Annotated in this window: 23 protein-coding genes and 1 pseudogene; 13 read left to right on the top strand and 11 right to left on the bottom strand. The window is 71.6% G+C overall.

Translation table 11 applies throughout. From position 1 onward, the window contains the following. The first annotated feature begins 13 nt into the window (after positions 1-13). A complete protein-coding gene (locus ABT296_RS20785) occupies positions 14-1,141 on the top strand; it encodes a pectinesterase family protein (RefSeq protein ID WP_351929371.1) in 1,128 nt (375 codons plus the stop codon). Further along, positions 1,128-2,177, top strand: a complete 1,050-nt coding sequence (locus tag ABT296_RS20790; protein WP_351929379.1) for a dienelactone hydrolase family protein — start codon at positions 1,128-1,130, stop codon at positions 2,175-2,177. The genes ABT296_RS20785 and ABT296_RS20790 overlap by 14 nt, the downstream gene beginning before the upstream one ends. 19 nt (positions 2,178-2,196) lie before the next feature. On the opposite strand, the pseudogene ABT296_RS20795 reads toward ABT296_RS20790, so the two are convergent. Beyond that, a pseudogene (locus ABT296_RS20795) lies at positions 2,197-4,329 on the bottom strand (glycoside hydrolase family 43 protein); the annotation flags it as partial. A gap of 161 nt (positions 4,330-4,490) precedes the next feature. Here ABT296_RS20795 and ABT296_RS20800 point away from each other — a divergent pair. Then, a complete protein-coding gene (locus ABT296_RS20800) occupies positions 4,491-5,645 on the top strand; it encodes a right-handed parallel beta-helix repeat-containing protein (protein WP_351929384.1) in 1,155 nt (384 codons plus the stop codon). A gap of 108 nt (positions 5,646-5,753) precedes the next feature. Here ABT296_RS20800 and ABT296_RS20805 read toward each other — a convergent pair whose 3' ends face one another. The 3 genes from ABT296_RS20805 to ABT296_RS20815 form a co-directional block, all read right to left on the bottom strand. After that, entirely contained in the window at positions 5,754-6,584 is an 831-nt protein-coding gene (locus tag ABT296_RS20805) for a pectate lyase (RefSeq protein WP_351929386.1), read from the bottom strand. 100 nt (positions 6,585-6,684) lie between these two features. Continuing rightward, the gene (locus ABT296_RS20810) at positions 6,685-7,551 is read right to left on the bottom strand and encodes a hypothetical protein (RefSeq protein WP_351929388.1); all 867 of its coding nucleotides are present in this window, start codon (positions 7,549-7,551) and stop codon (positions 6,685-6,687) included. Continuing rightward, a complete protein-coding gene (locus tag ABT296_RS20815; protein WP_351929390.1) occupies positions 7,548-8,114 on the bottom strand; it encodes a SigE family RNA polymerase sigma factor in 567 nt (188 codons plus the stop codon). The genes ABT296_RS20810 and ABT296_RS20815 overlap by 4 nt, the downstream gene beginning before the upstream one ends. 247 nt (positions 8,115-8,361) lie before the next feature. Here ABT296_RS20815 and ABT296_RS20820 point away from each other — a divergent pair, with 247 nt between their 5' ends. Continuing rightward, a complete protein-coding gene (locus tag ABT296_RS20820; RefSeq protein WP_351929392.1) occupies positions 8,362-9,813 on the top strand; it encodes an NCS2 family permease in 1,452 nt (483 codons plus the stop codon). A gap of 3 nt (positions 9,814-9,816) precedes the next feature. On the opposite strand, the gene ABT296_RS20825 is transcribed toward ABT296_RS20820, so the two are convergent. Then, on the bottom strand, positions 9,817-11,268 hold the full coding sequence (locus tag ABT296_RS20825) for a peptidoglycan D,D-transpeptidase FtsI family protein (RefSeq protein ID WP_351929394.1): 1,452 nt from the start codon (positions 11,266-11,268) through the stop codon (positions 9,817-9,819). Positions 11,269-11,382: 114 nt separating this feature from the next. Further along, the gene (locus tag ABT296_RS20830) at positions 11,383-12,156 is read right to left on the bottom strand and encodes an IclR family transcriptional regulator (RefSeq protein WP_351929395.1); all 774 of its coding nucleotides are present in this window, start codon (positions 12,154-12,156) and stop codon (positions 11,383-11,385) included. Between the two features lie 129 nt (positions 12,157-12,285). On the opposite strand from ABT296_RS20830, the gene ABT296_RS20835 reads away from it, so the two are divergent. From ABT296_RS20835 to ABT296_RS20860, 6 genes are all read left to right on the top strand, one after another. Next, positions 12,286-13,815, top strand: coding sequence for an aldehyde dehydrogenase (NADP(+)) (locus ABT296_RS20835; protein ID WP_351929397.1), 1,530 nt, complete (start codon positions 12,286-12,288; stop codon positions 13,813-13,815). Between the two features lie 4 nt (positions 13,816-13,819). After that, complete coding sequence (locus tag ABT296_RS20840) at positions 13,820-14,428, top strand: DUF1349 domain-containing protein (protein ID WP_351929399.1); 609 nt, start codon at positions 13,820-13,822, stop codon at positions 14,426-14,428. Positions 14,429-14,617: 189 nt separating this feature from the next. Next, positions 14,618-15,331, top strand: a complete 714-nt coding sequence (locus ABT296_RS20845) for a DsbA family oxidoreductase (protein ID WP_351929401.1) — start codon at positions 14,618-14,620, stop codon at positions 15,329-15,331. A gap of 95 nt (positions 15,332-15,426) precedes the next feature. Next, positions 15,427-16,479, top strand: a complete 1,053-nt coding sequence (locus ABT296_RS20850; RefSeq protein WP_351929403.1) for an aminotransferase class V-fold PLP-dependent enzyme — start codon at positions 15,427-15,429, stop codon at positions 16,477-16,479. 45 nt (positions 16,480-16,524) lie between these two features. Further along, a complete protein-coding gene (locus tag ABT296_RS20855) occupies positions 16,525-17,142 on the top strand; it encodes an RNA polymerase sigma factor (RefSeq protein WP_351929405.1) in 618 nt (205 codons plus the stop codon). A 34-nt stretch (positions 17,143-17,176) separates the two neighbouring features. Continuing rightward, positions 17,177-18,181: a maleylpyruvate isomerase family mycothiol-dependent enzyme gene (locus ABT296_RS20860; RefSeq protein WP_351929407.1), complete on the top strand. Its 1,005-nt coding sequence runs from the start codon at positions 17,177-17,179 to the stop codon at positions 18,179-18,181. Between the two features lie 54 nt (positions 18,182-18,235). Here the strand turns inward: ABT296_RS20860 and thpD are convergent, their stop codons facing one another. The 5 genes from thpD to ABT296_RS20885 form a co-directional block, all read right to left on the bottom strand. Continuing rightward, positions 18,236-19,120, bottom strand: coding sequence for an ectoine hydroxylase (thpD, locus tag ABT296_RS20865; RefSeq protein WP_351929409.1), 885 nt, complete (start codon positions 19,118-19,120; stop codon positions 18,236-18,238). Between the two features lie 5 nt (positions 19,121-19,125). Next, positions 19,126-19,530 carry an ectoine synthase gene (locus ABT296_RS20870; RefSeq protein ID WP_351929411.1) on the bottom strand — a complete coding sequence of 135 codons (405 nt, stop codon included), beginning with the start codon at positions 19,528-19,530 and terminating at the stop codon, positions 19,126-19,128. A gap of 19 nt (positions 19,531-19,549) precedes the next feature. After that, on the bottom strand, positions 19,550-20,821 hold the full coding sequence (gene ectB / locus ABT296_RS20875; protein ID WP_351929413.1) for a diaminobutyrate--2-oxoglutarate transaminase: 1,272 nt from the start codon (positions 20,819-20,821) through the stop codon (positions 19,550-19,552). Between the two features lie 30 nt (positions 20,822-20,851). After that, positions 20,852-21,358: a diaminobutyrate acetyltransferase gene (ectA, locus tag ABT296_RS20880; protein ID WP_351929415.1), complete on the bottom strand. Its 507-nt coding sequence runs from the start codon at positions 21,356-21,358 to the stop codon at positions 20,852-20,854. 327 nt (positions 21,359-21,685) lie between these two features. Beyond that, complete coding sequence (locus ABT296_RS20885) at positions 21,686-22,738, bottom strand: pyridoxal-phosphate-dependent aminotransferase family protein (protein ID WP_351929577.1); 1,053 nt, start codon at positions 22,736-22,738, stop codon at positions 21,686-21,688. A 165-nt stretch (positions 22,739-22,903) separates the two neighbouring features. On the opposite strand from ABT296_RS20885, the gene ABT296_RS20890 reads away from it, so the two are divergent. From ABT296_RS20890 to ABT296_RS20900, 3 genes are read left to right on the top strand one after another with little or no spacing between them, the layout of a single operon-like run. After that, positions 22,904-23,749, top strand: a complete 846-nt coding sequence (locus tag ABT296_RS20890; RefSeq protein ID WP_351929417.1) for a basic amino acid ABC transporter substrate-binding protein — start codon at positions 22,904-22,906, stop codon at positions 23,747-23,749. A gap of 4 nt (positions 23,750-23,753) precedes the next feature. Beyond that, on the top strand, positions 23,754-24,587 hold the full coding sequence (locus tag ABT296_RS20895) for an amino acid ABC transporter permease (RefSeq protein ID WP_351929419.1): 834 nt from the start codon (positions 23,754-23,756) through the stop codon (positions 24,585-24,587). Next, the gene (locus ABT296_RS20900; protein WP_351929421.1) at positions 24,584-25,375 is read left to right on the top strand and encodes an amino acid ABC transporter ATP-binding protein; all 792 of its coding nucleotides are present in this window, start codon (positions 24,584-24,586) and stop codon (positions 25,373-25,375) included. The genes ABT296_RS20895 and ABT296_RS20900 overlap by 4 nt, the downstream gene beginning before the upstream one ends.

The raw sequence follows: 25,375 nt of genomic DNA on the forward strand, positions 1-25,375 counted from the left end.
AGGAGCACCCGCCATGCCCTCGCCCCACTTCCGACTGCCCGTCTCCAGAAGGGGATTCCTGATGGCGAGCGCCGGTGCCGGCGCCGCCCTCGGTCTCACCCAGGTCCCGGCCGAGGCCGCCGGGCCCCGCCCGTTCGGCCGGTACGGATCACCGGCCGCCCGCCTCACCCCGACCACCCTCTACGTCGACCCGCACGGCCGCGGCGACTCCACCACCGTGCAGGGGGCCGTGAACGCGGCCACCGGCAGCGGCTGGACCCTGGTCCTCGCGCCCGGCACCTACCGGGAGACCGTCTCCGTCGACGCCACCCGCACCGAGATGACCTGGCTCGGCGCCGGCGACCACCCGCGGGACACCGTCATCGTCTTCGACAACGCCGCCGGCACCCCCAAACCCGACGGCTCCGGCACCTACGGCACCACCGGCTCGGCCACCACCACCGTGCGCGCCGACGGCTTCACCGCCCGCCGCATCACCTTCGCCAACGACTGGCTGCGCGCCGACCACCCGGAGATCACCGGCACCCAGGCCGTCGCCCTGAAGGTCACGGGCGACCGCTCCGCCTTCCACCACTGCCGCTTCCTCGGCCACCAGGACACCCTCTACGCGGACACCAACGCGCTGACCGTCCTCGCCCGCCAGTACTTCGCGCACTGCTACGCCGAGGGCGACGTGGACTTCGTCTTCGGCCGGGCCACCGCCGTCTTCGAGCACTGCCACTTCCGCACCCTGACCCGCACCGACCTGGCCTCCGCCCCCCACGGCTTCGTCCTCGCGCCCTCGACCGCGGGCGCCAACCCGTACGGCTACCTCGTCACCCGCAGCCGGATCACCAGCGAGGCCCCGGACGCGTACTACAAGCTGGCCCGCCCCTGGGTGCCCAGCTCCGACCGCACGGCCCGGCCCATGCTGACCGTCCGGGAGACCTGGCTCGGCCCGGGCATCGACGCGGCGGCCCCCTACGCCAACATGTCCGACGCCTACCCCTGGCAGAGCCAGCGGTTCGCCGAGTACCGCAACACCGGCCCCGGCGCCGCGGTCACGGTCCCGGAGAACCGGCCGCAGCTCACGCCCGAGCAGGCCCGCGAGCACACCCCGCGCGCCTACCTGGGCGACTGGCGGCCCCATGGGCACGCCTGACGCGCTCTATCCGGCGCTGGCCGGTGAGCTGACCTTCCCGCTGGCCTGGGGGACCTCCCCGGTCCGCGACTTCGGGCGGTGGCGGTCGGCCGCCCGCGCCAAGGTCGAGGAGTGCCTCCTGGTGCCCGCCCAGGACGGCACGCCGTACGCGCCCGAGTACGGCCCGGGCCACCCGGCCGACGGCTGCACCCGGCAGCTGGTGACCCTCTCCCTGACCCGCCACGCGCGCGTCCGGGGCGTCCTGCTCACCCCGGACGGCCCCGGCCCCTTCCCCGCCGTCCTGCTCCTGCACGACCACGGCGCCAGGTTCGACATCGGCAAGGAGAAGTGCGTCCGCCCCTGGTACGACGACACCCGCCTCGCCTCCGCCCAGGCCTGGGCCGAGCAGCACTTCAGCGGCCGCTTCATCGGTGACGAACTGGCCCGGCGCGGCCATGTCGTGCTGTGCCTGGACGCCCCGGGCTGGGGCGACCGCGGCCCGATCACCTACGAGCAGCAGCAGGCGCTCGCCGCCAACTTCTACAACCTCGGCTCCTCGCTCGCCGGGCTCATGGCCCGCGAGGACGTCCGGGCCGCCGGTTTCCTGGCCGGACTGCCCCAGGTGCGGGGGGTCGCCGCCGTCGGCTTCTCGATGGGCGCCCACCGCGCCTGGCAGACCGCCGCGCTCAGCGACGACGTCGACGCCTGCGCCGCCGTCGGCTGGATGACCGGGCTCAAGGAGATGATGGTGCCCGGCAACAACACCCTGCGCGGCCAGTCCGCGTACTACCTGCTCCACCCCGGGCTCGCCCGCCACCTCGACATCCCCGACGTGGCGAGCATCGCCGCACCCAGGCCCATGTACCTGCTCAACGGCGCGCTGGACCCCCTGTTCCCCGCCGACGGCGTGCGGGTCGCCCACGAAAAGCTGCGTGCCGTCTGGCGCTCGTGCCACGCAGAGGAGCGGTTCCGGGCGGAGACCTGGCCGGACCTCGGCCATGTCTTCACCGCCCGGATGCAGGACGAGGTCTTCCGCTGGCTCGACGCCGTCCTGTGAACCGCGGCCGCGCGACGGATCAGCCCACCGGGTCGACCGACTCCAGGGTCGGCACCACCGGCACGATCGTGCCGTCCGCCGCGAACCGCAGCCGGTCGACCGTCGTCTCCCGGTGCGTGCCGTCCCCGCCCGGACGGCCGGGCCCGTCCAGGGCGAAGCGGTGGTAGACGATGTACCAGTCGTCGGTGCCGGGCGCGTTGACCACCGCGTGATGGCCGGTGCCCCTGATGCCGTACTCGGGGCGCTTGGACAGGATCGTGCCGCGCTCGGTCCACGGGCCCAGTGGGGACGGGCCGGTGGCGTACGCGACGTGGTAGTCCTCGCTGCGCGTGTCGTCCTCGGACCACATCAGGTAGTAGGTGCCGTTGCGTTCGACGACGAAGAACGCCTCACGGAAGTCGGTCGGGGTGATCTCCCGCACCCGCGCCGGGTCGAAGGACATCATGTCGTCGTCGAGCGGCACCACGTAGCCGTGCGTGTTGCCCCAGTAGAAGTACGAGGTGCCGTCGGCGTCGGTGAGGACGGCGGGGTCGATCATCTGACCGGGGTAGGCGTCCCTGGCCACCAGCGGCTTGCCCAGCGCGTCGGTGAACGGGCCGGCGGGGGAGTCGGCCACCGCCACACCGATCTGCTGCTCGGCGCAGAAGTAGAGGTAGTACCGGCCGTCGCGCTCGGCGATCGCCGGCGCCCAGGCGTCCTTCTTGGCCCAGGCCACGTCCCGGCCCAGATCGAGCACGACCCCGTGTCCGGTCCAGTGGACCAGGTCCTTCGAGGAGTACGCCGAGAACGTCGTCCCGCCCCAGCCGGGGAAGCCGTCGGTCGTCGGATAGACCCAGTACGCGCCGTCCAGGTGGCGCACATCGGGATCGGCGGTCAGCCCCGGCAGGACCGGGCCGCGGGTCGGCACCGCCTCGACGGTCCAGGTGCGTGCGGTGCCGTCCGCCGCCGTGACGGTGTACTCCCGCGGGGTGCGCAAGTCGCGGGGTGTGCCGGAGGCCGGCGTGATGGTGGCGCCCTCGGCGGCCCACAACTCGGGTGCGAGCGAGTCGAGTTCGGCGTCCGGCTCCATCGGCAGGACGACCTTGGCCGATGCCTCCGTGACGACGGCGTACCCCCTCTGTCCGGGCGCGGTCACGTCGACGACCGAGGTGGGGCTCCCGGCGTGGGCGGCGAGTAGCCGGTCGTACTCCTCCCGGGTCACCGGGAGCACGCTGCCGTGCCGGGGGTTCGCGGGCAGCCGGTGGTCGGTGCACGGGGTCCAGTGGCCGGAGTCCAGGTCGGTGGTCTCGAAGGGGAGGTAGCCGCGGCCGCCGTACTCGTCCACGAACAGGTACCACTTCTCCCCGGTGTTCGACCTGAACACCGTCGGCCCCTCACCGCGCTCCATCGCGCCCGCGCCGATCCGGTCGGCGACGAACTCGTAGGCCGTCGAGGTCAGTTCCGTCGACTTCTCGCAGGTGACGAACTTCGAGCCGGGAGCGCCCGAGCCGGGCTCGCGCTCGTCCTTGGTGAAGCGGTAGTAGGTGCCCCCGTGTTCCACGACCGTGGAGTCGATGACGGAGTGGCCGGGGTCGTGCCACACCACGGGCTCGCCGAAGGTGCGGAAGTCCCGGGTCGTCGCGTACAGCATCCTGTTGTACGACTCCCCGGTGTGCTCCGGGTCGTCCTGCGCGTACAGGCGGGACGCCCAGTGGACGACGTACGCGTCGAGCGCCGGGTCCCAGTGGGCCTCCGGGGCCCAGGCGTTGCCCGCGTGGTCGGGGGCGATCCGCACCAGGCGCCGACCGGTCCAGTGGACCAGGTCGGTGGAGTCCCAGACCACCACGGACCGGCTGCCGTGCCGCTGCACCCGGTCCCAACTCCCGCCCTCCTCCTCGTACATGCGCAGATCACTGGCGATCAGGAAGAAGCGGTCACCCTGCGGTGAGCGGATCAGGAACGGGTCGCGCAGGCCCTTGGTGCCGACCGTGGAGGTCAACACCGGTCGTCCTCCGTTGAGTTCGCGCCAGTGCAGCGGGTCGTCGCCGCGGCTGAGGGCGAAGCGGATCCGCTCGCCGTCGGCGGTGTCCTCGCCGGTGAAGTAGGCGAAGAGATAGCCGGCGTACTGGGGTTCGGTCACGGGTGGTGCTCCTGGACGGTCGGTGCCTCGCGGTCGGCCCTCGGAGTGTCACCAGCGGGGAAACCGCACGTCAATCGGGATCAGCCGGATACGGGCGAGCGAAAGTTTCGGTCGCTTTCGCGCTCGTGCGGCAACCTCACGGGCCACCGGCGGCGACTGCCGCACATCCCCGTCCCCCAGGAAAGGAGCGTTCCGTGCGGCAGAGCATCGGACGCCACCGCAGAACCCGCACGCTCTCCCTCGCCGCCGCCGTGGCCCTCTCCTCCGGAGCGGGCGGCGTCTACCTCGGCCTGACGAACGGCGGTGCCGAGGCCGCCTCCACCACGGTCACCGTCACCACCACCGCCCGGCTGGAGTCGGCCGTGCGCGACGCGGTCGCCGGCACCGTCATCCAGGTCAGGGCCGGCACCTACACCCCCTCGGCGACCCTGAAGTCCACGGCGAACGGCACCGCTTCGGCACGGATCACCCTCAAGGCGTACAGCGGGGAGAAGGTGCGGATCGACGGCTCGAAGCTGGCCGACGGCTCCCGGCTGGCCGCGATCCACGGCGACTTCTGGACCGTCGAGAACCTCACCTTCCAGAACTCCCCGGCCCAGGGCTTCGTCGCCACCTCCTCGGCCGGCGGCGTCTTCAGGAACCTCGTCACCGCCGACAACGGCGACTCCGGGTTCACCCTGCGCGGCGACGGCACCACCGGCAACCTCGTGCAGAACCTCGACAGCCACGGCAACTACGACGCCTCCGGGCACGGGCAGAACGCCGACGGCATCGCGGTGAAGTTCGGCTCCGGCACCGGAAACCGGATCACCGGGGCACGCCTGTACGACAACTCGGATGACGGGCTGGACCTCTGGCAGTTCTCCTCGCCGGTCACCGTCGACCACTCCTGGGCCTTCGGCAACGGTGAGAACCGCTGGTCCGACCCGGCCTTCGAGGGCGACGGCAACGGCTACGAGCTGGGCGGCGGGGGCGTCCTGGTCGCGCACGTCGTCAACGACAACGCGGCCTGGGACAACACCCTCAACGGGTTCACCGAGAACTCCAACGCCGGCGCGATCGTGCTGAACCGCAACACCGCCTACTCCAACGCCGAGTCCGGCTTCCACTTCGCCACCGGCACGGCGCGCCTCGCGCGGAACCTGGCGGTCGGCGACAGGGGCGGTCCCGCGAAGCTCGGTTCCTCGACGGTGTCCGCCGCCAACAGCTGGGACAGCGGGGTGATCGCGCCGTCCTTCCGGTCGGTGGACGCCGCCACCGCCCACGGCGCCCGTCGGGCGGACGGCTCGCTGCCCGCGACGCCCTTCCTGACCACGGGTTCCACCACCATCGGCGCCACCATGGACTGACCCCGGGCCGCGTCGGCGACCGGCCGAGGAAGACGCCCCCGCCGGTCGTCACCGGCGGGGGCGTCTCTCTGCTGACCGAGGGGGGCTCAGGTCAGCAGGCTCTGGGGATTACTCGTACGTGATGTCAGACGCGCTGAAGAGGCACGACGTTCCGTCCGGACCCACTCCGAGCTGAGTCGGTTCGGCTCCCGAGCTGTTGCCCTTGAACCGTACACATGTCTTGATCTTCTTGCTGCTGTCGCCGTGGATGCGGACCTTGCGCAGCGAGGCGGTGTCCCCGTAGTTGGAGTTGACGCCCACGATCGAGTTCATCGGCGCCGTCACATCCACGTCGTTGATGATGATCGTACGCTTGTACTGCGTGGAGCAGTTACCGCAACTGCGCACCAGCTTGCCGGAGTTCGCGACCTGGAACTTGCTCACGACCAGCTTGCCCGCGCCGTTGAACTGCAGGACCTTGTCCGAGCCGTTCTTCGCGCCGCCGCCGTAGACCGTGTAGACGGACGAGGCGGACTTGCCCTTGAAGGTCGCCGCGTCCTCGCCGACGTCCAGCCACCACACGTTCTGCAGGGTGCAGGAGCCCAGGCAGTGGACGCCGTCGGCGGCCGGGGTGCCGATGATCACGTTCTTCAGGGTGGCGCCGTCGGCGAGCTGGAAGACCGGGTCCTGGCCCTCGTCCTGGCTGTCGCCGCCCAGGGCGCCGCTGCCGTAGAACTTCTGGTACTTGCCGTCGTAGCTGCCCGACACCTTGATGGTGCTGGTCACGGCCTTGCTGCCGGTCGCGGTCGGCCAGCTGGAGGCGGCGCCCGCGGTGGAGAGCATCGCGGTGGTGACGATCGCCGCGCCGGTGATGCCGAGGGCCGAGGCCCCCGCGATCACCGCCCGCCGCTTGCTGACCCGGCGGCGGTGGCGGACGCGCTGTTCGGCTCGTGCAGTCATGCCCATTCCTTGCGTGGGGAGTTGTCGCTTGCGCTACCTGGTCGCCACCGACCTGGAAAGGGTTGCCGCCGCCCGCGGAATTTCCCCCACCGCGCCGTGCCTACGCGTCGCCGTCCTCGCTGTCGTCGTCCTCGTGCCGGGCGAAGCCGCCCGCCACCGAGAGGTCGTCGCCGTCCGCGCGGGCCGTCGCCGTGTAGCCGTCGGCGGCCGCGTCCCGGCCGCCGCGCTCGTGGTCGTACTGCCCGGCGAACACCCACTCGCCCTCGGGGACCGTACGGCCCTCCTTGAGCACCCAGGTGTAGACGAGGAAGCCGTCGCGCTCCGCGACGGTGAGCGCGAAGTCGTCCTCGGGCGGCGAGCGCCAGGCACCGGTGGAGGTCACCCCGCCGGTCTGCGCGATCCTCAACTCGACCGTCAGCTCCGAGAGTTCCTCGTCGGTCTTGAGGGTCACATTGCTCTGCGCCCAGAACTCGTTGCTGTGCGGGTCGACCGAGCCGTCCGACCACAGCGGCCCGTCCTCCTCGCCGGCGGCGGGCGGCCGCCCGGTCGCCGGGGGCCGCGAGGCGGACGGCGACGAACTCGGCTCGCGGGTCGGCTCGGAGGTCTTTGGCGTCGGGTCCGCCGGGGGAGCCGAGGGACGGGGGGAGCGGCTCGTCGCGTCGGGCGAGGGGGCGGCGGTGGGCGTGGGGGAGGTGGCGACCGTTCGCTGCGGCGGGGTGTCGCCCTTCACGGCCGAGGCGACCGCGTACCCGCCGACGGCCAGCACCCCGGCGACCGCGGCGGTGGCGGCGGCCACCCGGACCCAGCCGAACACCGGCGGCCGGCCGGCCCGGTGGTCGGAGCGGGTCTGCTCGGCCATGCCGCGTTCGACCCGGGCGAGGATGTACTCGCGGTTCGGCTCGTGCGCCCCGGCCGCCTCGTGCAGCCGGGCGCGCAGCTCGTCGTGCACGTCCCGCTGCGTCGTCATCGGTCCCTCCCCGTGGCGTCACCGGTGGGCGCCATCGCCGCGTGCATCCTCAGCGGTGCCGCCTTGGGGCCGAGCAGTCGCTGCAGTTCCGCCATCCCCTTGGAGGTCTGGCTCTTCACCGTACCCACCGAGACGCCCAGGGCGAGCGCGGTGTCCTTCTCCGAGAGGTCGAAGGCGTGCCGCAGCACCACGCAGGCCCGTTTGCGGAACGGCAGTCTACGCAGCGCCTCCTGCACGTCGACCACGCCGGCGATGTCCGGGTTCTCGATCCTCTCCTCGCGCTGCGACCAGAACAGGGCGATCCGGCGCCGCTCGCGGACCGCGCTGCGGATACGGGTCCGGGCGAGGTTGGCGACCACGCCCCGGGCGTAGGCGACGGGGTGGTCGGCGGCGCGGACCCGGTCCCAGCGGTTCCACAGGGCCAGCAGCGCGTCCGCCGCCAGATCGTCGGCGGCGTCCGCCTCACCGGTCAACAGATGGGCCAGCCGGGAGAGTTCCGCGTAGTGGCGCTCGAAGAAGGCGTGGAACTCCACGGAGGAGGCGTCGTCGACGACTGTGCCCACGGGCGACCTCTCCTGCCTGTGATTGGCATGTGAATGACATGTGATCGTCCGGCGATCTTCGGTCCGAGGTGCGGAAGCGTAGCAGCGGGCGCGTCCCCGGTTCGTACGGGGCCTCGAACAACGTATGGCCCGCCGCACCTGAGCAGCGCTGATTCCGTAACACGGGGAAAACCTGAAACAGGTTCAACAGGGGAACAATCCAGCCAGCGTTCGCACACCGATCCCTCAGCACCGAGGAGCCGCAGGCATGTCCGAGACACAGGCGAAGGTCGACCGGCCGGGTGGGCCGGCCCCGGCCGTGAGCAGCGTGGACCGTTTCTTCCGGATCTCCGAACGGGGGTCCACCTACGGCCGGGAGATACGCGGCGGCTTCGCCACGTTCTTCACCATGGCCTACATCCTTGTCCTGAACCCCATCATCCTCGGCAGCGCCAAGGACAAGTTCGGCGAGACCCTCGACCCGGTCCAACTCACCACCGCCACCGCCCTGGTGGCCGCTGTCATGACCGTCATCATGGGCGTCGGCGGCAATCTGCCGCTCGCGCTCGCCGCCGGTCTCGGCCTCAACGCCGTCGTCGCCTTCCAGATAGCCCCGCTGATGAGCTGGGACGACGCGATGGGCCTGGTCGTCCTGGAGGGCCTGCTGATCTGCGTCCTGGTCCTCACCGGGCTGCGCGAGGCCGTCATGCACGCCATCCCGCAGGCGCTGAAGCAGGCGATCAGCGTCGGCATCGGCCTGTTCATCGCCTTCATCGGCTTCGTCGACGCCGGCTTCGTCACCCGCATCCCGGACGCGGCGGGCACCACCGTCCCGGTGCAGCTCGGGGCCACCGGGAGCCTCACCGGCTGGCCCGTCCTGGTGTTCTGTCTCGGGGTGCTGCTGACGATCGCGCTGCTGGCCCGCAAGGTCAAGGGCGCGATCCTGATCAGTATCGTGGTGATGACCGTCGTCGCCCTCGTCGTCAACTCGATCGCCGACGTGAAGTCCTGGGGCCTGACCACACCCGAGTGGCCCGAGAAGCTGGTCGACACCCCCGACTTCGGACTGATCGGCCAGTTCAGTCTGTTCGGGGCGTTCGGGCAGACCACCTTCATCACGGTCGTCCTGCTCGTCTTCACCCTGGTGCTGTCCGACTTCTTCGACACCATGGGCACCGTCGTCGGCATCAGCGCCGAGGCGAAGCTGCTCGACGAGGACGGCAAGGTCCCCCACCTCGGCCGGGTGCTGCTCATCGACGGCGCGGCGGCGGTCGCCGGCGGCGCCTCCTCCTCGTCCTCGGCGACCTCCTACATCGAGTCGGCGGCGGGCGTGGGCGAGGGCGCGCGCACCGGCTTCTCCAACCTGGTCACCGGCGGCCTGTTCGCCCTCGCCCTCTTCCTCGGCCCGCTGCTCACCATCGTGCCGCTCCAGGCCGCCGCGCCCGCCCTCGTCGCGGTCGGCTTCCTGATGATGACCCAGGTCAAGCACATCGACTGGGACAGGTACGAGATCGCCATCCCGGCGTTCCTGACGATCGCCGTGATGCCGTTCACGTACTCCATCACCAACGGCATCGGCGCCGGCTTCGTCGCCTACGTCCTCATCAAGACCGTGCTCGGCAAGGCCAAGGAGGTCCACTGGCTGCTGTGGGGGACCTCGGCGCTGTTCCTGGTGTACTTCGCCATCGACCCGATCGAGCAGCTCCTCGGGGTGAAGTAGCCCTCAGCCGGCCAGGGCGGCCTCCATCATCGCCCTGGCCACCGGCGCCGCCAGCCCGTTGCCGCTGACCTCGGAGCGGGCGGCGCCGGACTGCTCGACCAGCACCGCGACCGCCACCTCCCGGTCCCCGGACTTCGCGTAGGAGGTGAACCAGGCGTACGGCGTCTTGCTGTTGTTCTCGCCGTGCTGGGCCGTGCCGGTCTTCCCGCCCACCGTCGCGCCGTCGATCCGGGCGTTGGTGCCGGTGCCCTCCGACACCACCGTCTCCATCGCCGACCGCAACTGCCGGGCCGTGTCGGAGCTGACGATCCGCTCGGTGTCCGGGTCGGAGTCGTGGTCCTCGAGGACCTCGCCGCCGCCGTCGGTCACCTGCGACACCATGTGCGGCGAAACCAGCTCGCCGTCGTTGGCGATGGCCGCCGACACCATGGCCATCTGCAGCGGCGTCGCGGTGACGTCGAACTGCCCGATGCCGCTCAGCGCGGTCTGCGCCCGGTCCATCCCGGACGGGTACACGCTGGGGTACGCCCGCACCGGCACGTCCTGCTCGCTGTCGCCGAAGCCGAACTTCTCGGCCATCGCCCGCACCTCGTCCTGCCCGAGGTCGACGGCCATCTTCGCGAAGACGTTGTTGCACGAGTACTTCAGGGCCGTGCGGATCGTGGCGTTCTCGCAGGGCGCGGACCTGTTCTCGTTCTCCAGCACCGTCGTGGTGTCCGGCAGCGTGTACGGGTCCGGGCTGTCGGTCCGGTCGTCCACCGACGTGTACAGCCCGTCCTCCAGCGCGGCCGCCGCCACGACCAGCTTGAACGTGGAGCCCGGCGGCAGCGGCTGGCGCAGCGCGCGGTTGGTCAGCGGCTTGTCGGGATCGGCCTGGAGCTCCTTCCAGGCCGTACCCGCGGTGTTGGCGTCGGTGAGCGCCGAGGGGTCGTACGACGGCGTCGACACCGTCGCGAGGATCCGGCCGGTCGCCGGATCGATCGCCACCGCCGCGCCCTTGGTGTCGCCGAGCGCCTCGTAGGCGGCCCTCTGCACGGCCGGGTCGATCGTGGTCACCACGTTGCCCGGCTCGGTCCGCTCCCCGGTGACCGTGTCCAGCGGGGACTTCAGCCGGGTGTCGGTGCCGTTGAGCACGTCCTGGTAGATGCCCTCCAGCTGGGTCGCCGAGTACGCCTGCGAGGCGTAGCCCGTCACCGCGGCGTACAGCTCGCCGTCGGTGTAGGTGCGCTTGTAGGCGAGGTCTCCGTCCTCGGTCCGTGCCGAGCCGGTGATCGATTCACCGGCCACGACGATGTTCCCGAGCGGTGCCGCGTACGTCTGGATCGCGTTCCGCCGGTTTTCCGTGTCGTCCGCGAGCGCCCGGCCGTCGTAGAACTGCACCCAGGTGGCCCTGACCAGCAGGGCCAGCACCAGGAGCAGCGAGAAGACCGAGGCGCGCCTGATCGTCTTGTTCATCCCACCGGGACGACGAGCGGCCCGGGGCGAATCGTTCCCTCACGCGGCTTTTCTCATCGACTGTTCATGGAGCGCCGACGGGGGCGGGCCGCGCGGGCCGGGGCGCGCCCGGCGTCAGAGCCTGCGGGTGGCCAGGGTCAGCCGGTCCCGGGCGTCGAAGAGGGCGTCCTTGACCAGCTGCTCGTGGGCCGGGGTCAGCCGGGCCACCGGGACCGAGCAGCTGATCGCGTCCCGGGCCGGCGTCCGGTACGGGATCGCCACGCCGAAGCAGCGCAGGCCCAGGGTGTTCTCCTCGCGGTCCACCGCGAAGCCCTGCTCCCGCACCAGCTGGAGCTCCTCGATCAGCCGCTCGCGGTCGGTGATGGTGTTCTCGGTCAGCGCCGGGAGCGTCTCGGGGAGCAGCTTGCGGACCTGTTCGTCGGTGTAGGTGCTCAGCAGCGCCTTGCCCAGGGAGGTCGAGTGGGCGGGGAGCCGGCGGCCCACCCGGGTGAAGGGGCGCAGATAGTGCTGGGACTGGCGGGTGGCCAGGTAGACGACGTTCGTGCCGTCCAGCCGTGCCAGGTGGATGGTCTCCGTGGTGTCGTCCGAGAGCCGGTCCAGCGTCGGCCGCGCCGCGGCGACCACCTCGTCGCCGTCGATGTACGAGGTGCCGACCAGCAGCGCCCGCACCCCGATGCCGTACCGCGTGCCGGTGGCGTCGGTCTCCACCCAGCCCAGCTCGACCAGGGTGCGCAGCAGCATGTACAGGCTGGACTTGGGATAGCCGACGGCCTCCTGGACCGCCGCGAGGGAGTGCATACCGGGGCGGCCGGCGAAGTATTCGAGCAGTTCAACCGTCCGCACCGCGGACTTGACCTGCGCTCCGCCCCCCGTCTCGCCTGCCGACATCGCCCTTGACCCCTTCGTTCGACGGGAAATAGTCTCCAGCATATTCACCATGAGAGACAGCGTTCAGTATATCGAACGACCTGGTGGATGACCCCGTACTGCGGCAATACATGTGTGGAGGGACCCGCGGTGGCAGCAGCACCAGTCTGGAGTGTCGACCCCCGTACCGGGAAGCAGCGTGAGCAGGTTGCGGTGGAGGCCACAGCCCAGGAGGTGGACGCCGCCGTCCGCGCCGCGCACGGCGCGCGCGGCGCCCTGACCGACCGGTCCGTGCGCGCGGCCTTCCTGCGTTCCGCGGCCGAGCGTCTGGAGGCGGCCAGGGACCAGCTGGTCGAGGCCGCCGACGCCGAGACCGCGCTCGGCCCGGTCCGGCTGACCGGCGAGCTGGCCCGCACCTGCTACCAGCTGAGGGCGTTCGCCGGCATCGTCGACGAGGGCGCCTTCCTCGACGTCGTCATCAACCACCCCGACGACACCGCGACCCCGCCCGTTCCCGACCTGCGCCGCTACAAGGTGCCGCTCGGCGTGGTCGCCGTCTACTCGGCCTCCAACTTCCCCTTCGCCTTCTCGGTCGCCGGCGGCGACACCGCCAGCGCGCTGGCCGCGGGCTGCCCCGTGGTCGTCAAGGCCCACCCCGACCACCCGGGCCTGTCCGAGCTGGTCGCCAAGGTGCTGCGCACGGCCGCCGCCGAGCACGGCATCCCCGGGGGCGTCGTCGGCCTGGTCCACGGCTTCACCGCGGGCGTCGAGCTGATCAAGCACCCGCTGGTCTCGGCGGCCGGCTTCACCGGCTCCGTACGCGGCGGGCGCGCCCTCTTCGACGCGGCGGCGGCCCGGCCGGTGCCGATCCCGTTCCACGGCGAGCTGGGCTCGCTCAACCCGGTGCTCGTCACCGAGGCCGCCGCCGCCGAGCGCGCGGAGGCCATCGGCGCCGGGCTCGCCGGGTCGATGACCCTCGGCGTCGGCCAGTTCTGCGTCAAGCCCGGACTGGTGCTCGCGCCGGCCTCGGACGCGGGCGACCGCCTGCTCAAGTCGCTGACCGACGCCGTGAGCGACGTCGACTCCGGGGTCCTGCTCGACCACCGCATGCGGGACAACTTCGTCGCCGGGGTCGCCGAGCGCGCCGGACTGCCCGGCGTGGAGTCGCCGGTGACACCGGGGGCGGGCGGCGAGCACACGGTGAGCCCGGGCTTCCTGACGGTGCCGGCCGCGAGGCTCGCCGAGGAGGGCGCGCACGACCTGCTGCTGGAGGAGTGCTTCGGACCCGTCACGGTCGTCGTGCGCTACGCCGACGAGGACGAGGCCAAGGCGGTCCTGTCCCGGCTGCCCGGCAACCTCACCGCGACGGTCCAGCTGTCCACCGAGGAGGCCGCGGGCGAGGGGCGCGGGCCCGAGCTGCTCGCGGAGCTGACCCCGCTGGCCGGCCGGGTCCTGGTCAACGGCTGGCCGACGGGTGTCGCGGTCGCCCCGGCCCAGCACCACGGCGGCCCCTACCCGGCGACCACGTCCACCTCGACCTCCGTCGGCGGCACCGCCATCGAGCGCTGGCTGCGGCCGGTCGCCTACCAGGGCGCGCCCGAGGCGCTGCTGCCCGCGGAGCTGAAGGACGACAATCCGCTGGGTCTGCCGCGCCGGTTCAACGGCCGTCTGGAACGCTAGCCCGATGGACCTCGAACTCCCCGAACTGCCCTTCCCGCTGCGCACCTACGGACCCGACGGACACTGGTCCCACGAGGACGGCGTGCTCACCGGATGGGCCGGACCCCGGCAGGACCGCTTCGTCCCGCCGACCGGCGAGAACCTGGACTCCGCCTCGGACGCGCCCCGGCTGCTCGGCGCGCCCGAGGGCGACTTCCAGCTGATCGCCCGCGTCACCGTCGGCTTCGCCGGGGCCTTCGACGCGGGGGTCCTCTACGTCCATGTCGGCGACCGGGCCTGGGCGAAGCTCTGCCTGGAGTACTCCCCGGACGTGCCCACCGTCTGCACGGTGGTCACCCGGGGACACTCCGACGACGCCAACTCCTTCACCGTGGACGGCAGTTCGGTGTGGCTCCGGGTGAGCCGCACCGGGCGGGCCTTCGCCTTCCACGCCTCCCGGGACGGCGAGCGGTGGACCTTCGTCCGGCTCTTCACCCTCGGCGAGGAGAAGGAGACCTCCGCCGCCCTGGTCGGCTTCCTGGCCCAGTCCCCGCTCGGCGAGGGCTGCGTCGTCACCTACGACCACCTGGAATTCCGGCCCGGCTGGCCCGACGACCTCCGCGACGGAAGCTGAGCCCCGGGGCCCCAGCGGCCCCAGGGGTTCCAGGAGCCCCCGGGGCACCGCCGCACTCGCACGGATCCCGACGCGCCTCCGGGGCCCGCCCAGGGACCCGGACGGGAATGAACTCCGCCGCTTGAACGTTCATGCAGTTCTGCGGAGGGAGTCTCCGTATACGTCCGAGCCGGAGAGAGCCGAGAGAACATGCGCGTCGAGATCTGGAGCGACATCGCCTGCCCCTGGTGCTACGTGGGCAAGGCCCGCTTCGAGAAGGCGCTCGCGGCCTTCCCGCACCACGACGAGGTCGAGGTCGTGCACCGCTCCTTCGAGCTGGACCCCGGGCGCGCCAAGGACGACGCCGGCCCGGTCGTCCCGATGCTCGCCAGGAAGTACGGCATGAGCGAGGCCCAGGCCCAGGCCGCCGAGGACAACGTGGGCGCCCAGGCCGCCGCCGAGGGCCTCGCCTACCGCACCCGGGGCCGTGACCACGGCAACACCTTCGACATGCACCGGCTGCTGCACTTCGCCAAGGAGCACGGCCGCCAGGGCGAGCTGGTCCAGGCCCTGTACGAGGCGAACTTCGCCGAGGAGGAGTCCGTCTTCGGCGACCACGAGCGGCTGGTCCGGCTGGCCGCCGCCGTCGGCCTGGACGCGGCCGCCGCCCGCGCCGCGCTCGCCGACCCCGCCGCCTACGCCGACGAGGTCCGCGCCGACGAGCGGGAGGCCGCCGAGCTCGGCGCCACCGGCGTGCCCTTCTTCGTCATCGACCGCAAGTACGGCGTCTCCGGCGCCCAGCCCGCCGAGCTCTTCGCCCAGGCCCTGACCCAGGCGTGGGGCGAGCGCTCCCCGCTGACCCTGATCGATCAGGGCGCCGGCGACACCTGCGGCCCGGACGGGTGCGCGGTCCCGCAGCCGTGAAACCGCAGGTCGGGGCGGACGTATAAGGAGCGCTTGGCGAATCCCCGCAGAAATTCGCAATGGACGGGGAGTTCCGGGCGCCGCACAGTGGTCCCATGGAGACCTTCGAGAGCCTCGTCCAGGCCGAGTTCGCCCCGGAGAGCGTCTACCTCAACACCGCGAGCAACGGCCTGCTGCCGGCCCGCACCGTCGCCGCCGTACAGCGGGCCGTGCGGCTGCGGGCCGCGGGCCGGCCGCTCGGTTCCCTCTACGAGGACGTGGAGGCCGCCCGCGCCTCCTTCGCCCGGCTGGCGGGAGTGCCGGCCACGCGGGTGGCGGCCGGGGGATCGGTCGCCGAGTACGGCGGGCTGATCGCCGCCTCGCTGCCCGCCGGCGCCGAAGTCCTCACCGCCGAGGCCGACTTCTCCTCCCTGGTCAACCCCTTCCACATGCGCGGCGACCTCAAGGTGCGGGCCGTCCCGCTGGAGCGGCTCGCCGAGTCCGTCCGCCCCGGCACCGCGCTCGTCGCGGTCAGCTCCGTGCAGTCCGCCGACGGCCGCCTCGCCGATCTGGCCGCGGTGCGCGAGGCGGCCCGCGCGCACGGCGCCCGCACCTATGTCGACGCCTCCCAGTCGGCGGGCTGGCTGCCCATGGACACCGGCGACCACGACTTCCTCGCCGCGGTCGGCTTCAAGTGGCTGCTGGGCCCGCACGGCGCCGCCTTCTTCGTCGCCCCCGAGGACTTCGGCGGACTGACCCCGCTGCTGGCCGGCTGGGTCGCCGGCGAGGTCCCCTGGGAGAGCTGCTACGGCCCGGTCGGGGAACTCGCCCACTCCGCACGGCGGTTCGACGTCAGCCCCGCCCTCTTCACCTACGCCGGACTGCGCGCCTCCCTCGCCCTGATCGAGGAACTCGGCGTGGACGCCGTCCACGCCCACGACCTCGCGCTCGCCGACCGCTTCCGCGCCGGACTGGCCGGCCTCGGCCACGCACCCCTCCCGGCCCCCGGCTCGGCGACCGTCTCCGTGCCGGGGCTCGGCCACCGCCAGCCCGCACTGAGCGAGGCCGGCATCGAGGTCTCCGACCGGGCCGGCAACCTGCGCGCCGCCTTCCATCTGTACAACACCCCTGCGGACGTAGACCGGTTGCTCGACGCCCTGTCGTCCTGAACCACTGGCGCGGGCTCCGCCGGGACGCTAGGAAAGGCACCGGGGGTGGTGGTGCCGGTGGAGTCCACGGACGGCACGTCCGTCGGCCCGGCCGCCGACGCGGAACTGCACCGGCGGCTGGTGTACGGCGACGAGTCCGCGCTGGCCGAGGTGTACGCGGCGTACGTTCCGCTGGTGCGGCGGATCGCCGTGCGGGTCACCCGCGCCCGGGCCGCCGCCGAGGACGTGGCGCAGGAGGTCTTCGCCCACCTGTGGAGCCGCCCCTACGCCTACGACCCGCGCCGCGGATCGCTGCGCACCTGGCTGTCGATGCTCGCCCACCGGCGGGCCGTGGACTGGGTGCGCGGCGAGGCCCGGCACCGCAAGCACGCGCACGCCGACGCATCCGCCCTCGACACCGTCCCCGAGCCCGGCCCCGGCCCCGACGAGACCGTGGTCGACCGGGAGCGCGCCCTCCTCCTGCACACCGCGCTCGCCGAACTCCCCGCCCCGCAGCGGGAGGTCGTGCACCTCGCCTACTTCGCGGGCCGCACCTACCGCCAGGCCGCCGCCGAACTCGGCATCCCCGAGGGCACCGCCAAGACCCGGCTGCGCACCGCCCTGCGCCGCCTGGCCGACACCCTCGCCGACCCACCCGACCCCGCGCTCGAAAGAGGCGCATGATGGCAGGAAGGAAGAGCGGGGAAGGAGGCCGCGGGTGACCGAACACGAGGACGTGCGCGAGCTGCTGGCCGCCTGGGCCTTCGGGGCCCTGGAACCGCAGGACGCCGAGCGGGTGCCCGCCCACCTCGCCGCCTGCCCCGACTGCGCCGCCGAGGCGCGGCGGCTGCGCGAGACGGTACGGCTGCTCGACGGGCCGCCCATCGGCGGCCTGCCCGCCCGGCCCGCCGCCGCCCCTGTGCCGCCCGCGCTGCTCGCGCGGCGCCCGGCGCCGCCCCCGGCCGCCGGGCACACGGGACCCTACGCCGCCGCCGTCCGGGGCCTGACCGCACTCCTCGCCGAGGCGGACGGCCGCTGGTCCACCCCGGTGGTGCACGACTGGGACGTCCACGCCACCGTCGCCCATCTGCTCGCCGCCGACGAGGCACTGGCCGGACGGCTCGGCATCGCCGCCCGCGTCCCGGCGACCGCCCCGCCCGGGGACACCGGCTGGGAGGACGCCTGGGACCTGCGCACCGCCGAGGTCATCGCCCACGAGTACGGCCGTACGCCCCGGGAGACCGTCGGCTCCTGGTCGGCGCAGGCCGCCGCGCTGCTCGCCACCCCGGAGGCGCGGGACGGCGAACTCGCCGCGCGGGCCGAGACGTTGATGGGGCTGCGGCTGCCGGTCGCCGACCATTTCGTGGTGCGCGGCTTCGAGACGTGGATCCACACCGACGACATCGGCCGCGCCCTCGGACTCGCCGTCCCGCCGCCGCCCGAGGCGCATCTTCGGCGCATGGTCCGGCTGGCCGTACGGGTCCTCGGTCTGGCACTCGGCCGGGAGGCGGCGCCGGTGCTGCTCTCGGTCCCCGGTGTGGAGGAGTGGGTGCTGGGCTCGACGGACGACCCGGTCCGGGCCGAACTCGCCCTGGACCCGGTCGACCTGTGCCTGCTCATGGGCGGACGGCGCACGCCCGCGGAGGTGCCCAGGAACGCCACGGGCGACGCGGCCGCCGTACGGAACGTACTGGAGCGGGCCGCGTCGCTGGCGTGGCTGTGAGGGGGCACGTCTCCGGTGGGCGCCGGCTCACCGGAGACCCACCGGAGCGGAGGGTCACTTCACCGGAGTGAAGTCCCTGGCCCCGATGAAGGCGGGCCGCCGTACCGGAGCCGCGAACGGCTCGACCGCCTCGTTCTCCACGCTGTTGAAGACGATGAAGACGTTGCTGCGGGGGAACGGCGTGATGTTGTCGCCGGAGCCGTGCATGCAGTTGCAGTCGAACCAGGTCGCCGAACCGGCCCGGCCGGTGAACAGCCGGATGCCGTGCCGGCCGGCCAGCTCGGTCAGCGCCTCGTCCGAGGGCGTGCCCGCGTCCTGCATCTGGAGCGACTTCTTGTAGTTGTCCTTCGGGGTGGCCCCCGCGCAGCCGAGGAACGTCCGGTGCGAGCCCGGCATGATCATGAGCCCGCCGTTGGTGTCGTGGTTCTCGGTCAGCGCGATCGACACCGACACCGTCCGCATGTTCGGCAGACCGTCCTCGGCGTGCCAGGTCTCGAAGTCCGAGTGCCAGTAGAAGCCACTGGCCCCGAAGCCCGGCTTGACGTTGATCCGGGACTGGTGGACGTACACGTCCGAGCCGAGGAGCTGCCGGGCCCGCCCGACCACCCGCTCGTCACGCACCAGGGCCGCGAACACCTCGCTGATCCGGTGCACCTCGAAGACCGAGCGGATCTCCTTGGACTGCGGCTCGATGACCGAGCGTTCGTCCGCGCGGATCCCCGGGTCGGTGACCAGCCGCTCCAGCTCCCGCCGGTAGACCGCCACCTCGTCGTCGCCGAGCAGCTCCTCCATGGCGAGGAAGCCGTCGCGTTCGTAGGACTCCAGGTCGAGGGCCGTGATCGGGCCCGCCGCGCCGGGCGGGGACCAGACCACGGGGTCCTTGCGCGGGGTCGATACCTCGGTCGCGCCCCGGCTGGGGTACAGATCGGTCGTCGTCATGACTCTCACACCTCCTCGGGCTCGGTGAGCAACGGGTAGACGCCGTTCTCGTCGTGGTCCTCCCGGCCGGTCACGGGCGGGTTGAAGACGCACAGGCAGCGGAAGTCCTGCTTCACCCGCAGCGTGTGCCGCTCGTGGCCGTCCAGGAGGTACATCGTCCCGGGCGTGATCGTGTGGGTCAGCCCGGTCTCGTGATCGGTCAGTTCGGCCTCGCCCTCGACACAGACGACCGCCTCGATGTGGTTCGCGTACCACATGGACGTCTCCGTACCCGCGTACAGAATCGTCTCGTGGAGGGAGAACCCGACCCGCTCCTTGGCGAGGACGATGCGTTTGCTCTCCCAGGTGCCGGACGCGGCCCTCACATGCCGGTCGGTGCCTTCGATCTCCTTGAACGAACGGACGATCACGGTATTGCACGCCTCCTGATCAGACGGTCTCTCGTACGGCGCGGGCGAGGACGCTGAGGCCCTCGTCCAGCTCTTCGGGGGTGATGGTCAGCGCGGGCAGCAGCTTGACGACCTCGCTCTCCGGGCCGGACGTCTCGATGAGCAGCCCGAGTTCGAAGGCGCGCTGCGCCACCCGGCCGGCGCGGGCCTTGTCGTGGAACTCCAGGCCCCACACCAGACCGCGGCCGCGGTACTCCTTCACATCGGCGAGGTTCTCCTCGGTGATGGAGATCAGCTCCTGCTCGATCTGCTCACCGCGGGTCCGGGTCTGCTTCTCCATCGCGGAGCCGTCCGCCCAGTAGGTCTCCAGGGCGGCGGTGGCGGTGACGAAGGCGGGGTTGTTGCCGCGGAAGGTGCCGTTGTGCTCGCCCGGCTCCCACACGTCCAGCTCCGGCATGAACAGGCAGAGCGACATGGGCAGTCCGTAGCCGCTGATGGACTTGGACACGGTGACGATGTCCGGGGTGATGCCCGCCTCCTCGAAGGAGAAGAAGGCGCCGGTACGGCCGCAGCCCATCTGGATGTCGTCGACGATCAGCAGCATGTCCTGCCGCTTGCACAGCTCGGACAGCTCGCGCAGCCACTCGGTGCGGGCCACGTTGATGCCGCCCTCGCCCTGCACGGTCTCCACGATCACCGCGGCCGGCTTGTTCAGTCCGGACCCCTGGTCCTCCAGCAGCCGCTCGAACCAGAGGAAGTCCGGGACCTGGCCGTCGAAGTAGTTGTCGAACGGCATCGGCGTGCCGTGCACCAGCGGGATACCGGCCCCGGCCCGCTTGAAGGCGTTGCCGGTCACCGCGAGCGAACCCAGCGACATCCCGTGGAAGGCGTTGGTGAACGACACGATCGCCTCGCGCCCCTTCACCTTCCGCGCCAGCTTCAGCGCGGACTCCACGGCGTTGGTGCCCGTCGGCCCGGGGAACATCACCTTGTACGGCAGGTCGCGCGGGCGCAGCACCAGGTCCTGGAAAGTCTGCAGGAAGGTGCGCTTGGCGGTGGTCGACATGTCGAGCCCGTGCGTGACGCCGTCGCGCTCCAGGTAGTCGAGCAACGCCCGTTTCAGGACCGGGTTGTTGTGCCCGTAGTTCAGCGAACCGGCCCCGGCGAAGAAGTCCAGGTACTCGTGGCCGTCCTCGTCGTACATACGGCTGCCCCGCGCCCGGTCGAAGACCGTGGGCCAGCTTCGGCAGTAGCTGCGCACCTCGGACTCCAGGGTCTGGAAGACGCTGAGGTCGGGCTGGGTGATGGTCACGGCGAAATCGCTCCTCGGTGCGTGGGGGGTTCAGAGGGGGAGGGGACCGATGCGGTGCAGGACCTCGGGGTCGTGCGGCCCGTCGGGGAACAGGCCCGTGTCGAAGAGCACCTCGCGCTCCAGGGCGGCGCCGTGCCGCTCGGCGAAGGAGGCGAACAGCCGCTCGGAGGCGGTGTTGCCCGGTGAGACGGTGGTCTCGACATGCGTCACGCCATGACTGCCGCCGACCCGCGCCACGAGCCCGTCGAGGAGCCTGGCGGCGATCCCGCGCCCGCGGTGGGCGTCGTCCACGGCCACCTGCCAGACGAGCAGGGTGTGCGGGCGGTCCGGCCGTACGTAGCCGGTGACGAAGCCGACCGGCTCGCCCCGCTCGTCCCGGGCGACGGCCGAGGTGCCGGCGAAGTCCCGGCACCACAGCAGATAGCTGTAGGACGAGTTCAGGTCGAGAACCTCGGAGTCCTTGGCGATACGCCAGAGCGCACCGCCGTCGGTCACCTTGGGCCGGTCGATTTGCAGGTCTGCTTGTGCGGCAGTCATGCGAATTGAACTTACCGAGGGAATTTCAAAATTGCATTGCTGCTCGGGGTTACGTGCGCGGAGGCGGTGTGTTATTCGCGCGAGTGGCGATACGTCCGATTCTGTCCCGAATATATGGGGCAAATGGGCCGCGATGTGTAACGCGTCACAACCATGTAATCCCCGTGGGACCCGCTCGAATTACTCGGGTTGACGCGAGTGGAATCCATGCGTTTACGGCCCGGAAAAGCGGGCAGAAGCGTAGCGGGAGGCCGAGGGGAATCTGCTACCGGAATGGAATTCTCTCATCGCGCCGAATTCAATTCCGGGTAACCCTCCGGAAGGTTCCTAGCCGCGCGCCCCGCCCACCGCCGAGCCGAGCGCCGCCAGACAGCGCCGTACCGTGCCCTCGGTCGCGTGGGTCCCGTAGTGGTTCACCCGGATCATCTCCTTGGCCAGGGCGCCGCCGCCCGCGGCCAGCGGCAGCGTCGGGTCCTGCGCCAGCGCCTTGGCCACCACCTCGGCCGCGACCACGCCCGCCGGGGTTCTCAGGGTCGTGGCGACCGGCGCCGCGTCCCGCGCCTCGTACACGTACGGCTCCAGGCCCACGCCCAGTGCCACCGCCCCCGCCCGCGTCGCCGCGGCGGCGGACGCGTGCCGGGACATCACCGTCTCCAGGCCCTCCGCCTCGATCCGCGCCACGCAGGCGTCCAGCGCCTCCATCTCCAGCTGCGCCGGAGCGTGCAGCAGGGCGCGCCGGCCGCCGTCGATCCAGCGCTCCTTCCAGTCCAGCAGCGACAGATAGGAGCGGCGCGGCGCCCGCGGGTTCGCCGCCATCCGGGCCCACGCCCGCTCGCTCACCGACACCGCCGACACGCCCGCCGGGCCGCCCATCGCCTTCTGTGCGCCGATCACGCACAGGTCGACGCCCCAGTCGTCCGGCAGTACCGGCTCGGCGCCGATCGACGCCACCGCGTCCAGGTAGAACAGGGCGCCGTGGGCGCGCACCACCTCGCCGATCTCCGCGACCGGGTTGGTGTTGCCGGTCGCCGCCTCGGCGTGCACCAGGGAGACGAAGTCGATCTCCGGGTGCCCGGTGAGGGCCTCGTCGATCTGCGCGGCCGTCACCGCGGTGTGGAAGGGCACCGCCAGGTCGATCACCGCGGCCCCGCAGTCCCGCAGCCAGTCGCCGAAGGTCTGCCCGTACGGGCCGGTGATCACGTTCAGCGCGGTCGTGCCGGGGCCCGCCGTGCCGCGGATCGCGCCCTCCAGCGGCAGCAGCGCCTCGCCCTGCGTGATCACGACGTCCTGCCCGGTGCGCAGCAGCCGCGCCACCCGGTCCTCGATCGAGGCGAACCGCGCTGCGTCCATCGGGGCGAGATCCAGGAAGGGGTGGGTCACGGCGGTGCTCTCTTCACTCACGAGGGTCGACCTGTCGAGGGTAGCCGTCGCCCTCCCACTCCCGACTTCTTAGGCCGAACGCCCCGGCGGCCATGGGTTTGATTTGAGGTACTCAAACTTCTCCTTATAATCGGAACGCACAGTCCCCCCACAGGAGGCTCCCCCTTGAAGACGACCCTCGGGCGCCGGACCCGCATTCTGGCCGCCACCACCGCGACGGCAGGGCTCGTGCTTGTGGCCGGCTGCTCCTCCGACGACGACGGCGGCAGCGGCAGCAAGACCGCCGCCGGTGGCGTCGAACTCGTCAAGGCGGGTCAGCTCACCACCTGCACCCACCTGCCCTATCCGCCTTTCCAGTCGGAGATCGACGGCAAGGTGCAGGGCTTCGACGTCGCCCTGATCGACCTCGTCGCCGAGAACCTGGGCGTCGAGCAGGAGATCCTCGACACCCCGTTCGAGAACTTCAAGACCGGCGCCTTCCTCAACTCCGGCGAGTGCGACCTGGCCGCCGCCGGTATGACCATCACCGAGGAGCGCAAGAAGAACGTCGACTTCTCGGACCCCTACTTCGAGGCGACGCAGGCCGTGCTGGCCGACAAGGACAGCGGCGTCACCTCCTTCGCCGACCTCAAGGGCAAGAAGGTCGGCGCCCAGGCGCAGACCACCGGCGAGGACTACGCCAAGAGCCAGGGCCTGGACCCGGTCTCCTTCGAGTCCTCCGACGCCGTCCTCAACGGCCTGCGCACCGGCCAGGTCGACGCCGTCGTCATCGACTACCCGGTCGTCCAGGGCTGGCTGAAGGACAAGGCCAACGCCGACGCCTTCGAGGTCGCCGAGCAGATCAACACCGGTGAGCAGTACGGCTTCACGGTGAAGAAGGGCAACACCGCCCTGCTCACCGCCGTCAACAAGGCGCTCACCGACGCCAAGGCCGACGGCACCTACAAGGAGATCTACGAGAAGTGGATCGGTCCGTACGAAGAGTCCGCCGCCTCGCCGGCCGCGTCCTGACCCGATGGCCGACACGGACGCACGACTCCAGCCGAAGAAGAAGGGCCTGACCCGCAGTCAGAAGCGCCGCCTGTCACGCGGAGCGCAGTACGTCGTCTTCGTGGCGGCCGTGGTCGCCTTCGCGGCCTCGGCCGACTGGGACCGGCTCCAGAACCAGTTCGCCCAGTGGGACATCGCCGAGCAGATGTTCCCGGACGTCATCACCCTGGCGCTGAAGAACACCGTGCTGTACACGCTGTCCGGCTTCGTCTTCGGGCTGGTCCTCGGCATGGTCATCGCACTGATGCGGCTGTCCTCGGTGGGCCCCTACCGCTGGTTCGCCGGCGTCTACATCGAGATCTTCCGCGGACTGCCCGCCCTGCTGATCTTCATCTTCATCGGGGTGGCCGTCCCGCTGGCCTTCCCCGGCACCGAGATCCCCGGCGGCACCTACGGCAAGGTCGCCCTCGCGCTCGGCCTGGTGGCGGCCGCGTACATGGCCGAGACGATCCGCGCGGGCATCCAGGCGGTGCCCAAGGGGCAGATGGAGGCGGCCCGTTCGCTGGGGTTCTCGCCCGCCCGGGCGATGGTCTCGGTGATCATTCCGCAGGCGTTCCGGATCATCCTGCCGCCGCTGACCAACGAACTCGTCCTGCTCTTCAAGGACTCCTCGCTCGTGCTCTTCCTCGGCGTCACCCTGGAGGAGCGCGAACTGTCCAAGTACGGACGCGACCTGGCCAGCACGACCGCCAACTCCACGCCGATCCTCGTCGCCGGCCTGTGCTACCTGCTGGTCACGATCCCGCTCGGCTTCGTCGTGCGCCGCATGGAGGCCAAGGCCCAGGAGGCCGTGAAGTGAGCCGTCCCGAGATCCACGTCAAGGGCCTGCACAAGTCCTTCGGCGACAACGAGGTCCTCAAGGGCATCGACCTGGAGATCCGGCAGGGCGAGGTGGTCTGTGTCATCGGCCCGTCCGGCTCCGGCAAGTCCACGCTGCTGCGCTGTGTGAACCTGCTGGAGGAGCCGAGCAGGGGCCAGGTCTTCGTCGGCGGCACCGAACTCACCGACCCCGACGTCGACATCGACGCCGTACGCCGGCGGATCGGCATGGTCTTCCAGCAGTTCAACCTCTTCCCGCATCTGACGGTGACCGAGAACCTCACGCTGCCGCAGCGGCGGGTCCTCAAGCGGGGCAAGGCCGAGGCGGCGAAGGTGGCCGCCGAGAACCTGGAGCGGGTGGGCCTGTCGGAGAAGGCGGGCGCCTACCCGGCCTCCCTCTCCGGCGGCCAGCAGCAGCGGGTGGCGATCGCCCGGTCGCTGGCCATGGGGCCCGAGGTGATGCTCTTCGACGAGCCGACCTCCGCCCTGGACCCGGAACTCGTCGGCGACGTCCTCGCCGTCATGCGGATGCTGGCCGACGAGGGCATGACGATGATGGTCGTCACCCACGAGATGACCTTCGCCCGTGAGGTCGCCGACCGGGTCGTCTTCATGGACGGCGGACAGATCGTCGAGGACGGCACCCCGGCCCAGGTCATCGGCAGCCCCCGCCACGAACGCACCCGCCACTTCCTCTCCCGCCTGCTGGACCCGGCCATGGCCGATGTGGAGGAGGAGACCTCCGACCAGGTGGGCAAGTCCCGGTAG

The organism is Streptomyces sp. NPDC000983, from assembly GCF_040299205.1.
Taxonomy (GTDB): Bacteria; Actinomycetota; Actinomycetes; order Streptomycetales; family Streptomycetaceae; genus Streptomyces.